A 12,657-nucleotide genomic window follows, 5' to 3' on the forward strand; every position below is an offset into this window, starting at 1 on the left:
AAAATAGTAAACTAGCGACGCTGTTGCAATCGGCGCGAGCATTAGGTGGGTGCATGGTCGAGTGGTATCTGTTCCTGCCGCAGGTGCGGTTGTCCGCGGCCGACATCGCCGATCGGGCGCTGCACGCCGAGGCCAGCGGCTTCGACGGAATCGCCTTCATCGATCATCTGGAAGCACCCGGATTGCCCAACGAAAGCATTTGGGAGGCAATGGCGATTGCGACGTGGGTGGCGGCCAAGACGCAGCGGCTGCGGATCGGTCACCTGGTGCTGTGCGACGCCTTCCGGCATCCCGCCGTGCTCGCCAAGCAAGCCGTGACCCTGTCGAACGCTTCCGAAGGGAGATTCGACCTCGGCTTGGGCGCAGGATCTTGGCCGGCGGAATTCACCAGATTCGAAGTGGGCCAACAGGATCCGGTGGCCCGCGTTGCGCAACTCGGGCGTCACCTGGCCCTGATCCGGCAGTACTGGGGCGACGGCGCCGACGAGGGCGGCCCCGTTCAGCTACCCAAACGGAACCATCCGATACCGCTGGTCCTGGGCGGCAGCGGACCGCGCATGATGGAACTCGTTCGTAACTATGCGGATTGGTGGAATCTGCAGGCGGATCGCATCGACCGGCTGCCGAAGCTCGCCTCGCAAACGGGATCCGCGCGGGTCTCGGTTCAGCAGATGATCGGGTTCGCCAGGTCGGGCGACGATCCGAACGCCGTCCGCGAGGTGAGCACCCGACGATTCGGCAACCTGGGGTCGGGCCTGGTATGCGGCGATGCCGACGAGCTGATCCGGCACTTCGGCGGTCTGGCCGGCCAGGGCGTCGAGCGGTTCTATGTGTGGTTCGCCGATTTCGCTAAGCCCGATTCGCTGCGGGAGTTCGGCGAATCGGTGATCAAGGCGTTCCCTGACGCCGGCGCCGCGCTTCGGTAGGCACCACCGGCGGGCGGGCATACGGGCCCCGCTGCACGGCGGAAAGCCGTATCTCCGGCAGGTCCACCGACGGGTCGACGGCGTCCAGCCACGCGACCGCATCCGCCACGTCCGACACCCGAATTGCGTACATCTCGAAGGGAACATCCTGCAGCATCTCGGTTTCCACCGGGCCGGGCGTGACGATGTGCACGGCGATGCCGTCGCGGTCGACCTCGAGCGCCAACGCGCGAGCGAACGCGTTCATGCCGGCTTTGGACGCGGAGTAGGCGGTGCGGGCCATCATCGGTTCGTGCGCCGCCGACGACGAAATGAACACGAACCGCGAGCCCGCGCGCATCCGGGGCAGCGCCGCGGCGGTGACCACGAAGCACGAATCCAGGTTGGCCGAAATGATCGTCCGCCACTGCTCGAAGGTCTGCTTGCGCGCGTAGGTTCCGCCCAGTGTGCCGGCCGCGTGGACCACGAGATCGATCGATTCCAATGTGCTTATCGCAGAAGCAAATCCGTCCGGGTCGGACGCATCGGCCGCGACGTATCGCGCACCGAGCTCGTCGGCGGCCGCGCGCAAGGGGCCCTCGCGCCGCGCCACCAGCACCACGTCGTAACCCAGCTCGCACAGCTTGCGACCGCATCCCTTGCCGATCCCGCCGCTGCCGCCGGTGACCACTGCGGTTCGCATGGACTTGCCCCTCACCCAGCAGGCTGCCTCTCAGGAGTGCCGGATATCCCGCGGGCGTGACAACGCCTGCGGTGAAAGCGCATAGATCCGTTGATCGGGCCGGCCGGACAGCACGTACGTTTGCGTGTCGGCGAGGTGGCGGCCCGCAATGCGGCGAGCGCGGTCGACGTCACCCTCCGCGATGGTCTCCGTCAGCTTGGTGTGGGTGGCCAGAACCGCGCGGCGCTGCGCCAGCGACGGGTAGGTGCCGCGCGCGGCGCTCTCGTCTGCCCACTGCTGTTCGTGGCTGGTCCACAGCGTCTCCAGGCTGCCGACGACCGCGATGATGGTGTGGTTTCCGCAGCCGCGAACCATGAGATCGTGGAATTCCCGGCCGATTTCGGTGAAAAGCCGACCGTCGTCGAGGTGCTCGGCCATCGAATCGTTGACTCGCTTGAGCTCCGGCACCAAGGTGTCGGCCCGGTCGGGCCGCTGGGCGGCCAGCGCGGCGCAGGCCGGCTCGAGTTCCTGCAACGCCATGCCCAGATCGGCGACCGCAACGGACTCGCTCTGCAGGAGCAGGCCGAGCATGTAGGCCGCGCTGGTCTTCGCCGGTGCGTGCACGACGGCGCCGCCCCGGTTGCCCCGCCGGACCGAGACGAGTCCCTCGGTCTCGAGGATGCGCAGGGCCTCGCGCAGGGAGACCAGGCTGACGTTGAACTGTTCGACGAGCACCTCCTGGCGGGGCAGCAGATCGCCGTCGGCGAGCTCGCCGTCGATGATCTGACGGCGCAACTCGTCGGCTACGATTTCGGCGATCCGCGGCGCCGACAACCGGCGCCTTGCGTCGGTCCCAATTCCCAAGGCGGTCATCCGATCCTCGATACAAGCAACTGGCTGGCTTAGCTATCTTAGCAGTAATGGTATAAATAGCTGGGTGAGTCGCGGATCCGACGCCCGGCCGACACCGCTGCACGACCTGCGTGTCGTCGAGATCAGTGACCGGATAGCCGGCAGCTACTGCGGCAAGTTGTTGGTCGACGCCGGGGCGCAGGTACGGAAATTCGAACCACCGCAAGGGGATTCGTTGCGCCGGTATTCCGCGACCTGTTCGCGGGTGCCAGAGGGCTCCACGTCGCCGTTGTTCAGCTACCTCAACGCGGGCAAACGCAGCATGACCATCGCCGAGGATGCCGAAGATTTGGCGCGCTATCGCGCCGAACTGGCCGCCGCCGATGTCGTGATCGTCACCGCCGGCCGGGCGCGGGCCGCGGCGCTGGGGATCGATCCGGATGTGCTCCTGGCCGACTCGCCGCGGGCGGTCATCGTCACCATCTCCGACTTCGGCTGGACCGGACCGTACGCCGACCGCGCCGCCAGCGAGTTCACCTTGCAAGCGTGGGCCGGCTCGCCCGGCTTCCGCGGCGATCCCGCCGGGCCCCCGATCACCATCGGCGGCGACCTCGGCGAGTACATGGGTGGTGTGTTCGCCGCGTTCGGTGCGCTGGCGGTGCGCCGCCGCGTCGAGCGCGGCGGGCCCGGCGAGCATCTCGACCTGTCCATGCTCGAAGCGATGACCCTGATGCAAAGCAGCGAGTGGCTGCATTCGCAGCTGCTGCGGGTCCCTCCCATCAGCCGCACCACCGAGGTCCCGTCGATCGAACCGGCCAAGGACGGCTACGTCGGGATCACCATGGTCACCGGCCAGCAGTGGCTCGACTTCCTGGCGATGGTCGAATGCCCCCGGCTCGAGGAGATCGAGCAGCTGCGTTTTCAGATCGGACGTTGGGAATACCGCGACCTGATCCGCGAGCAGATTCACCCGTGGCTGGCCGAACGGACCGTCGCGGAGATCGTCGAACTCGGGCAATTGTTCCGGCTGCCGATCGCGGAGCTGGGCAACGGCTCCACCATCCGCGACATGGAGTACGTGACGCAGCGTGGGGTGTTCGTCCGCAACCCCGCGGGCTTCCATCAGCCCCGCGCGCCGTGGCTGATGGCCGCGTGCACCCCCGCCCCACCGGCCGCCACCGCTGCCGTCGGCGCGGACAACGACGAGTCACCTTGGCGGAAAAGCGAATTCGATCCCGAGCCTGCGCCCAGGACGCGGCCACTCGAAGGCGTTCGCATCGTCGACCTGACCGCGTTCTGGGCCGGGCCGGCCGCAACCCATTTGCTGGCCGCCTTTGGCGCCGACGTCGTCAAAGTGGAGTCGATACAGCGGCCCGACGGCATTCGTTACTCAGGCGGGATGCGCAAAGACGTGGATGACTGGTGGGAGTACGGGTGGGTATTCCACGCGATGAACACCAATAAGCGTTCGGTCACACTGGATTTGGGTTCAGATGAGGGTCGCCGCCTCTTCAAGAAGCTGGCGGCCGGCGCCGATGTCGTGATCGAGAACTTCTCGCCACGCGTGATGGACCACTTTGGGCTGACCGCCGAGGTGCTGTTGGAGGTCAACCCCAAACTCGTCGTCGCCCGGATGCCCGCGTTCGGGCTGTCCGGTCCGTGGCGCGACCGGGTCGGATTCGCGCCGACCATGGAACAGATTGCCGGCTTGGCCTGGGTGACCGGGCTCCCCGATGCTGCGCCGGTGGCGCCGCGGGGAGCGTGCGACCCGCTGGCCGGCGTGCATGCCGCCTTCGCCGTGCTGGCCGCGCTGAACTTCGCCGAGCGGACCGGGACGGGACAGCTCGTGGAGCTGCCGATGCTGGAAGCCGCGTTGAACGCCACCGCGGTACAGGCGATCGAATCCGAGGTCTTCGGGGTGACGCTGAGCCGCCGGGGCAACCGCGGGCACTGCGACGTGATCCAGAACCTCTACCGCTGCGCCGGCTCGGACGATTGGATCGCGGTCACCGTGCAAGACGACCGGCAGTGGCGCGCCCTGGTCGAGCTGATGGATCGGCCCGCGTGGTGTGACGAGGGCCTGTGCACCGTCGCCGGCAGGCGCGAGCGAGCCGACGACATCGATCGACGGCTGGCGGAGTGGTTCGCCGCCCAGCCCCTGGACTCCGCGGTGGAACGGCTGGCCGGCGCCGGCATTCCGGCGGCACCCGTGGTGTCGCCGTCGCTGGTGACCGACAACCTCCAACTCCGTCATCGGGGATTCTTCGAGGCACTTGACCATCCGAGCACGGGGGCCGGTCTCTATCCGTGCCCACCGTTCGCGACGCTGGCCGGTCAGGAAAGGTGGCTGCTGCGTCCGCCGCCGCGGCTGGGCGAGCACAATGGGGAGATACTGCGCGATCGGTGCGGGCTGACCGACGACGAACTAAAGAAACTTGCCACCGACGGGGTGATCGGGACCCGTCCCAAAGGCCTCTAGGAGTAAGGGGACATCTGATGCGCGTCACCGTTGACGAGAACCTGTGTGAAGCCAACGGCTTCTGCGAATCCATCGCGGCTGACATATTCGAACTGGGCGACGCCGACGTCGTGCAGATCGCGGACGGCCCGGTGCCGCCCGAGCGGGAGATCGACGTCCGCGCCGCCGTCGATCAATGCCCGAAGGCCGCGCTGCGGCTGCTCGACTGATCTAGCGCTCGGTCAGCGAGACCGCCATCTCGTCATAGATCGACATGTTGGTGGTCAGATTCGGATAAGTCACTGTGGCCGGGCCGATTTCGATGTCGTCGCAGCGCAGCAGCAGTTCGTCGAACACCGCGCGAAGTTCCGCGCGCGCCAGCATCGCGCCGAGGCAGTGGTGCGCCCCGCCGCCGCCGAAAGCCACGTGCGGGTTGGGCTGACGGCCGATGTCGAAGGTGAACGGCGAGGCGAAGACCTCCTCGTCGCGGTTGGCCGAACGCAGCATCGATACCACCCGGTCGCCCCGCGGGATGTGCTGACCGTCCATCTCCACGTCGACCTTGGCGGTGCGCGTCCAGTACGCCACCGGCGATGCCCAGCGCAGCACCTCCTCGACGGCGGTGGGCCGCAGTTGCTCGTGCTCGCGATACCGCTGCGCCTGTTCCGGGTTGGCGACGAACGCCTGCAGCCCGATGGCCAGAGCGTTCTTGGTGGTGTCGCTGCCGGCGAAGGTCAACACGAAGAAGAAGAACTCGAGTTCGTTGGCGGGCAAGCTGAACTCCTCGCCGTCGTCGCCGGTGATCACCGCGGAAGCCAGCGTGCTCCAGATGTCGTCGGCGGGATTGCGCCGCTTTTCCGCGGTGAGCTCCATCGCATACCCGAAGATGGTGGCGTAGAGATCCGTATAGTCCTGCCGGCTCTGTCGCGCCCCTGGCGAGTTGGCCTTCAGGATGCGGTCCAGTGAATCGAAGATCCGCGGCCGGTCTTCTTCCGGTATGCCGATGATGTCGCCGATGACCGTCATCGGCAGCGCGTCGGCGACGTCGGAGATCCAGTCCCCGCCCCCCTCTGCGAGCAGGTGGTCGATCATCCGCGCCGCACGCGCCCGGATGCCGTCCTCGAGTTTGGCGATCGCGCGCGGGTTGAACGCGTGCGAGATCAGCTTGCGGCGCTTGTTCAGCCCCGGCGGGTCCATGTTGATGATCGTCGGATACGACGAAAACATGCCGACCGGCTGGATCAGCGGGCCGTCGACCGCGGTGAACGAATCGGTGTCCCGGTGCAGGCGAACCGTGTGGCGATGCTTGGTGGCCACCCAGAAATCGCGCTGAACCGTCTTGACGACGCCCGGCGTCAGCTCGTGGCGGAAAAGCGGCCTGGTGCGCCGCAGCTCGGTAAACAGCTCGTCCGGAAAGCCGTTGCGCCACAAGGCGAGATCGGATAGATCCACCGCCGCAGCCGTCATTTGCAACCTCGCTCTGTCCGGACCTGCCTCGCGCCGCGTTGACGTTCAATGCTTAAGATAGTAAAAATAGATCCAGACGTCGAACCGCGGTCGGCCCAGTAGCGCTCGGCTCCTGCTGGCCAGGCAGGATACGGAGTACTCGTGACGCATACGATTTCAGACCCAACCGAGTCCGATCCGTCGGAACGGGAGTTCGGACAGGGTGGCATCGCGCTGTCGACCTACCGGTTCCCGACGGGCTGGTTCATCGTCGCCTTCGCCTCCGATCTGCAGGCCGGCCAAGTCAAGCGGCTGCACTACTTCGGCGAGGAGCTGGTGCTGTTCCGCACCGAGTCCGGCGAGGTCCATGTGATGGACGCCTATTGCCAGCATCTCGGCGCCAACCTGGGCGTCGGCGGCACCGTCGAGGGCGAGAACATCGTCTGCCCCTGGCATGGCTGGCGCTGGCGCGGCGACGGCACCAACGCGCTGATCCCGTACAGCAAGATCGGCTGCAAGAACAACGTCCGCATCCGCACCTACCCGAGTCAGGAGTGGTACGGCTTCATCGTCGTGTGGCACGAACGTCATGGCCGGGCGCCGTACTGGCAGCCGCCGGTGCTGCCCGAACTCGAAACCAACGAGTACTACCCACTGCACCCGCACACCCAGATGCTCAATCGCGTCAAAGTGCACCCGCAGATGATCATCGAGAACGCGGCCGACCCGTACCACGTGCAATACGTGCACAAGGCCGCCAATCCCGCGACGACGGCCTCATTCGAGGTATCGGGCTATCACCTGCACGCCACCGTCAACGCGCATTTCGGCGGCGGGCGGGCGTCGACCTGGTTGACCCCGAACGGGCCGGTCGACGCAAAGATCATCTACGACAACTACTCGCTGGGACTGGGCATCGTACGGTTTCCCAGCGACTTGGTCGGCACCATCCAGGTCACCGGGCAGACGCCGGTCGACGAGGACTACACCGACTACTTCTACACGCAGGCGTCCGTTCGCGAGCCGGGCGACACCGGCGACGTGCCCACCGGCCGTGCCGCCAAATTCCTGGCCCTGCAGCAAGAAGTCATCAAGCAGGACTTCTTCACCTGGGAAAACATGAAGTATCTGGAAAAGCCGAACCTGGCGCCCGAGGAGGCACACGACTACGCCGCCCTGCGCCGCTGGGCGCACCGCTTCTACCCGGGCGCGCAACCCTCGCCGAACGACTTCGGGTACACCGCCGCGGGTGAGCCCGACCCGGCGGCTGCCAAGGCCTGAGACTTGCTCGAGCCTTCCGATTTCGGCGTCGATCGTTTCACCGTGCCGGCCGTGCTGGATCGCCGGGCCGAGCAGTACCCCGGCCGGGTGATGATGTCGATCGCCGGCGTCGACGTGACCTTCGAGCAGATGCGCCAACGATCCTGCGCTGCCGCTCATGTGCTGACCGAAATGGGCCTTGGCCCAGGGGAATGCGTGGCGCTGTTCACCGCCACCTGCCCCGAGTGGGTCTACTTCTGGCTGGGTGCGGCGCGCATCGGCGCGGTCAGCGCCGCGGTCAACGCCGCGAACAAGGGCGACTTCCTGCTGCACACCCTGCGGTTGGCTCAGGCGAAGGTGATCCTCACCGACCCCGAGCGACGCCCGCGTGTCGACGAGGTTGCCGACGGGTTGGACACGGTGACTCACGTTGTGGTGCAAGACGATTCACTCACCGATGCGCTGAGTGCCGCGCCGGCGGGCGGCCGTGGTAGTGGGCCCGACGTGACCACAAGCGCCGCCGAGCTGGGATCGCTGTTTTACACCTCGGGTACCACCGGGCCGTCGAAAGCTGTTGCCACGACGTGGCATTACCTGTTCTCGGTGGCGGCAACCGCAGCCGCGGCCTGGGAATTTGGCGCCGGGGAGGTGCTGTGGACCGCGATGCCGCTGTTCCACCTCAGCGCCGCGCCCAGCGTGCTGGCCCCGATGCTGGTCGGCGGCACGACCGTGCTGGCGCAGGCTTTTCATCCCGGCGAGGTGTGGGACGACATCCGCGCCCGCGGCGCCATCGGCTTCGCCGGCGCCGGCGCGATGGTCTCGATGCTGCAGAATCTCCCGGCCGATTCGCGCGATGCCCAGCTGCCGTTGCGGTTCATCTCGGCCGCACCGATCGACGCAAACGCCTACCGTGCCATCGAAAAGCGTTACGGCTGCCGCATCGTCACGATGTACGGGATGACCGAAGCCTTCCCGATCGCCGTCAAGAGCGTGGCCGACGAGGGGGTTCCCGGGACGTCGGGCCGGCCCAACCCCAACTTCGAGGTGCGCATCGTCGACGAGGACGGCAGCCCGGTGCCCGCCGGTGCCGTCGGGGAGATCACCTGCCGGCCCAAGTACCCGCACGTGATGAGCGAGGGCTATGTGACCGAGGGCCTGAAGGTTGAACCCCACCAGGAGTGGTTCCGAACCGGTGACCTCGGCCGGCTCGACGCCGACGACAACCTGACCTATGTGGACCGCATCAAGGATTCGCTGCGCCGGCGCGGCGAGAATATCTCCTCGGTTGAAGTGGAAGCCATCGTCATGCGTCATCCCGCGGTGGCCGAAGCCGCCGCGATCGCGGTGCCCAGCGAGTTGGGCGAGGACGACATCCTGCTGATCGTGACGCTGCGCCCCGGCGCGACACTGGATTACACGGAGTTGCTGGACTTCTGCGCCGCCCGCATGCCGTACTTCTGCGTGCCGAGGTTTGTCGAGACGATGGATGAACTTCCAAAGAACGTCATCGGACGAATACGTAAAGACCTTTTGCGAACTCGGGGATTGAATCCCGACGCCTGGGATCGTGAAAGGCACGGTTATATCGTTGCCCGTTGAATTAAGTTAGCGTTACATACATGCAATTTGCCCCGCGATTTCCCGGAGAGGCTGGAGAGCCAAAATGACCCTGACGTATCAGCAAGAGCAGTTCCTCCACGCCGCGATTGCCCGGGCAGCCATCCTCGACCTGACCGCCCGGCACAACCGGGCCTACTCCGACGGCGACCGGGAGCGCTGGGTCGCGACGTTCCGTCATTCCGGTGGCCGCTACACCCGCGATGGCGAGGTGTTCACCGATCTGCTCGCGGCCTTCGACGGCGGCGACAGCCAGCGCCTGGTGAGCGTCGATCACGAGATCCGCATCGACGGGGTCCACGCCACTCAGCGCTGTGTAGCCGTGCTGTACGCCGCCCACTACGGCGACACCACGCTGCGCGCGACCGGGATGTTCCGGGACCACCTGATCTACGAACGCGGCGGCTGGTATTTCGAATCCCGGGAGCTCTCTTGGGATTCGGTGCCCAGCCGGCACCCGCTGGTGATGTAAGCGGCACCGATACGTGGACTCCGACCTCAGCTATCAGCTGACTTTCGGCACCTACGAGGATGCGCTGCGCATGGTCGGCGCGGCGGGCGAACCGCGAACCGCGAGAACCCCCGTCAGCGGCGCGCGCATCCAATTGTTCGCCGCGATGGTGCACGACGGCAATCGTTCGTACTGGGATGCCGAGTTCGCCCGGCGGAAGTGGGGCGGCCTGCTGGCCCCGCCGGCCCTGTTGATGGGCTGGCTGATACCTCCGCCGTGGGAACCGGGCGGCAGACCGCCGGCGGCGTCGATGGTGCTGAGGGTGCCGTTGCCCGGAACCACATTCATCAACGCGGCCAACGACGTCGAGTTTTTGGAGCCGATTATCGAGGGCGATCTGCTGACCGTCGTCGAGGAGCTGGTGTCGGTGTCACCGGAAAAGCGGACTCGACTCGGCGTCGGTCATTTTGTCGAAACGCTGGAGACCTATCGCCGTCAGGACGGGACCGTCGTCGCCATGTGTCGCAATACCCTGTTTCGGTTCACTCCGGGCGGCGCATCGTGACCGATCTGGACTGGAACGACATCAGCGTTCCCGTGGAGCTGCCGGAGGTGGTAGACCACATCAGCTACCAGCGGGTCGTCGAGAACGCCGGAGCAACGTGGGATTACTTCCCGGGCCACTTCGATCCGAACTATGCCCAAAATCAAGGCAACCCAACGATTTACGTCAACACCATGCACCTCGCCGGATTCGCCGACCGCGTCGCAACCGATTGGGCGGGCCCGAGCAGTCGCGTGGTGCGCCGCTCACTGCGACTTGCCAGGCCGGTCTACGCCGGAGACACCATCACCGGCCGCGGCCAAGCGGTGGCCAAACGCCGGGACACCTCGGTGGAGCCAGCGCGCTGCCTGGTGGACATCAAGATCGAGGTCACCAATCAGCATGGCGCCCTGTGCTGTCCGGTCGAGCTCACGGTGCAGTTCCCCCATGGCTGACGGCGTGGCCGAATTGCATCTGGCGGTGTGCCGGCGGTTCGGCGAGGCGGTGCGGTCGGCCGATGGCAAATGGGACCACCGCTCCCCGTGCGAGCAGTGGGATGCCAGGGGAGTGCTGGAGCACGTGATCGGTTTTCACGACGTGCTCGTCCTTCGTCCCCTCGGGCTGAAACCCGCCCGCCCACGCGAAGATCCGCAGGCGCGATGGCAACTCACCTACGACTCGCTGACGAAGGCCTTCGGCTCCGGCAGGATCGCGGAACTCGTCGCGTACAAGCTGATACCGAGCCTTTCCCGCGACGTCTTGGTGCACACCTGGGACCTCGCGCGTGCCGTGGGTGCCGACGACCGCCTCGACTCCGGATGGTGTGAGCTGTTCTACGCCGACTTGCCCGCGGATCTCAAGGCCTTGGGCCCACCCGGAATGTTCGGCGCACCGGTCGCGGTGCCCGACGAAAGCGACGCGCAGGCAAGGCTTCTCGCGCGGCTTGGCCGCGATCCTTTGTGGAATCTGCTATAGCGGTGGCAACTGCCCTTTGCAGACCAACGTCTGCAGCTCGACGTACTCGTGCAGGCCCTCGGGACCGAACTCGCGACCGATGCCCGATTGCTTGAAACCGCCGAACGGCGCACCGATGTCGAGGGTGTACATGTTGATGCCGTAAGTGCCGGTGCGAACGCCCGCGGCGACCTCGAGACCATGCGCGATGTCGGCCGTCCACACGGAACCGGCCAGGCCGTAGTCGCTCTCGTTGGCGATGCGGATCGCGTCGTCCTCGTCGCGGTAGCGCAGCACGGTCAACACCGGGCCGAAGATCTCCTCCCGGGCGATGCGCATGTCGTTGGTGGCGTCGGCGAACAGCGTGGGCCGCACGTACCAACCGCGATCGGCCGGGCTGTCCTCGCCGCCGAGGACCAGGCGGGCGCCCTCGCTTTGGCCGGCCCGGATGTAGTCCTGGACGCGGCGTTGTTGCCGTTGGGCCACAAGCGGTCCGATGTCCGTCGACTCCTGGGCCGGGTCGCCGACGTTCAGGCCCGACATCATGCCGGCCAGCGCGTCGACAACCTCGTCATGGCGCTTCTCGCTGACCAGGATGCGGGTCTGGGCGACGCACGCCTGCCCGTTGTTCATCAGGCCGGCGGTCTTCAGGCCCGCTACCGTCTTGTCGATGTCCGCGTCGTCGAGGATGATCGCCGCCGACTTGCCGCCCAGTTCCAGGCTGTAGCGCTTCAGCTGCTCGCCGCACAGGGTGGCGATGCGGCGCCCGACGGCGCTGGACCCGGTGAACGCGACCTTGTCCACACCGGGATGGCGAACCAGCGCCTCGCCGACGTCGGTGCCGCCCGGGAGTACAGACACCACGCCGTCGGGCAGGTCGATCTGCTCGATCATCTCCGCCAACCACAAAGCGTCCAAAGGCGTTTCGGGTGCCGGCTTGACGATGACCGCGCAACCCGCGATCAGCGCCGGGATCAGTTTGGGCATGATCAGGAATTGCGGCACGTTCCACGGCACGATCGCCGCGACCACTCCGACCGGGGCCCGGCGCAGGTGCACTTCGCCCAGGACGCCCTGGCGGCGTTCGACCCATGGGAAGTCGCGTGCGGCGGCCAGCGCGAGGTGGATCAGCGTCGCCGCGGCCGCCCCCTGGCCCATCCGGCTGAAGCTGCGCGGCGACCCCATCTCGTCGGTGATCAGGTCGGCCATCTCGTCCATGTGGCCGGCGTAGATCGCCGCGAGCTGTTCGACTTTGGCCATCCGGTCCGCGTGGCTCATCCGTGGCCACGGGCCGTGGTCGAACGCGTGCCGCGCCGCGGCGACGGCGACGTCGACGTCCTCGGGTCCGGCCACCTGGACATGGCCGACCGGCTCCTCGGAGTGTGGCGAGATCACGGCGAGCTGCTGCGGGTTGGCGGGCTTGCGCCACTGCCCTCCGATGAACAGTTCGTCATAGGAACGATGGTCGGATTTCTCTGTCATCGGGGC

Annotated in this window: 13 protein-coding genes; 9 read left to right on the forward strand and 4 right to left on the reverse strand. The window is 66.7% G+C overall.

Going from position 1 to position 12,657, the window contains the following annotated elements:
- Positions 1–53 precede the first annotated feature (53 nt).
- A complete protein-coding gene (locus tag A5744_RS09770; RefSeq protein ID WP_076060451.1) occupies positions 54–926 on the forward strand; it encodes an LLM class flavin-dependent oxidoreductase in 873 nt (290 codons plus the stop codon).
- Here the strand turns inward: A5744_RS09770 and A5744_RS09775 are convergent.
- Positions 889–1,608, reverse strand: a complete 720-nt coding sequence (locus A5744_RS09775) for an SDR family oxidoreductase (RefSeq protein ID WP_076060452.1) — start codon at positions 1,606–1,608, stop codon at positions 889–891. The genes A5744_RS09770 and A5744_RS09775 overlap by 38 nt on opposite strands.
- A 30-nt stretch (positions 1,609–1,638) precedes the next feature.
- On the reverse strand, positions 1,639–2,460 hold the full coding sequence (locus A5744_RS09780) for an FCD domain-containing protein (protein ID WP_076060454.1): 822 nt from the start codon (positions 2,458–2,460) through the stop codon (positions 1,639–1,641).
- A 52-nt stretch (positions 2,461–2,512) separates the two neighbouring features.
- Here A5744_RS09780 and A5744_RS09785 point away from each other — a divergent pair, with 52 nt between their 5' ends.
- Both A5744_RS09785 and A5744_RS09790 read left to right on the forward strand, forming a co-directional pair.
- Positions 2,513–4,918, forward strand: a complete 2,406-nt coding sequence (locus tag A5744_RS09785) for a CoA transferase (RefSeq protein WP_139331298.1) — start codon at positions 2,513–2,515, stop codon at positions 4,916–4,918.
- A gap of 17 nt (positions 4,919–4,935) precedes the next feature.
- Positions 4,936–5,127 carry a ferredoxin gene (locus A5744_RS09790; protein WP_076060457.1) on the forward strand — a complete coding sequence of 64 codons (192 nt, stop codon included), beginning with the start codon at positions 4,936–4,938 and terminating at the stop codon, positions 5,125–5,127.
- A 1-nt stretch (position 5,128) separates the two neighbouring features.
- Here the strand turns inward: A5744_RS09790 and A5744_RS09795 are convergent, their stop codons facing one another.
- Positions 5,129–6,364, reverse strand: a complete 1,236-nt coding sequence (locus A5744_RS09795; protein ID WP_076060459.1) for a cytochrome P450 — start codon at positions 6,362–6,364, stop codon at positions 5,129–5,131.
- 141 nt (positions 6,365–6,505) lie between these two features.
- On the opposite strand from A5744_RS09795, the gene A5744_RS09800 reads away from it, so the two are divergent.
- From A5744_RS09800 to A5744_RS09825, 6 genes are all read left to right on the forward strand, one after another.
- Complete coding sequence (locus tag A5744_RS09800; RefSeq protein ID WP_076060461.1) at positions 6,506–7,624, forward strand: Rieske 2Fe-2S domain-containing protein; 1,119 nt, start codon at positions 6,506–6,508, stop codon at positions 7,622–7,624.
- Between the two features lie 3 nt (positions 7,625–7,627).
- On the forward strand, positions 7,628–9,202 hold the full coding sequence (locus tag A5744_RS09805) for an AMP-binding protein (protein ID WP_076060462.1): 1,575 nt from the start codon (positions 7,628–7,630) through the stop codon (positions 9,200–9,202).
- A gap of 64 nt (positions 9,203–9,266) precedes the next feature.
- Positions 9,267–9,692 (forward strand): nuclear transport factor 2 family protein, encoded by a 426-nt coding sequence (locus A5744_RS09810; RefSeq protein ID WP_076060464.1) that lies wholly within the window; start codon positions 9,267–9,269, stop codon positions 9,690–9,692.
- A gap of 70 nt (positions 9,693–9,762) precedes the next feature.
- Positions 9,763–10,236 carry a MaoC family dehydratase N-terminal domain-containing protein gene (locus A5744_RS09815; RefSeq protein WP_139331304.1) on the forward strand — a complete coding sequence of 158 codons (474 nt, stop codon included), beginning with the start codon at positions 9,763–9,765 and terminating at the stop codon, positions 10,234–10,236.
- Positions 10,233–10,670 carry a MaoC family dehydratase gene (locus A5744_RS09820; protein ID WP_083679251.1) on the forward strand — a complete coding sequence of 146 codons (438 nt, stop codon included), beginning with the start codon at positions 10,233–10,235 and terminating at the stop codon, positions 10,668–10,670. The genes A5744_RS09815 and A5744_RS09820 overlap by 4 nt, the downstream gene beginning before the upstream one ends.
- The gene (locus A5744_RS09825; protein ID WP_076060468.1) at positions 10,663–11,190 is read left to right on the forward strand and encodes a maleylpyruvate isomerase family mycothiol-dependent enzyme; all 528 of its coding nucleotides are present in this window, start codon (positions 10,663–10,665) and stop codon (positions 11,188–11,190) included. The genes A5744_RS09820 and A5744_RS09825 overlap by 8 nt, the downstream gene beginning before the upstream one ends.
- On the opposite strand, the gene A5744_RS09830 is transcribed toward A5744_RS09825, so the two are convergent.
- On the reverse strand, positions 11,185–12,651 hold the full coding sequence (locus A5744_RS09830) for an aldehyde dehydrogenase (protein ID WP_076060470.1): 1,467 nt from the start codon (positions 12,649–12,651) through the stop codon (positions 11,185–11,187). The genes A5744_RS09825 and A5744_RS09830 overlap by 6 nt on opposite strands.
- Positions 12,652–12,657 lie beyond the last annotated feature (6 nt).

Source organism: Mycobacterium sp. IS-1264, assembly GCF_001954195.1.
Lineage (GTDB): Bacteria > Actinomycetota > Actinomycetes > Mycobacteriales > Mycobacteriaceae > Mycobacterium.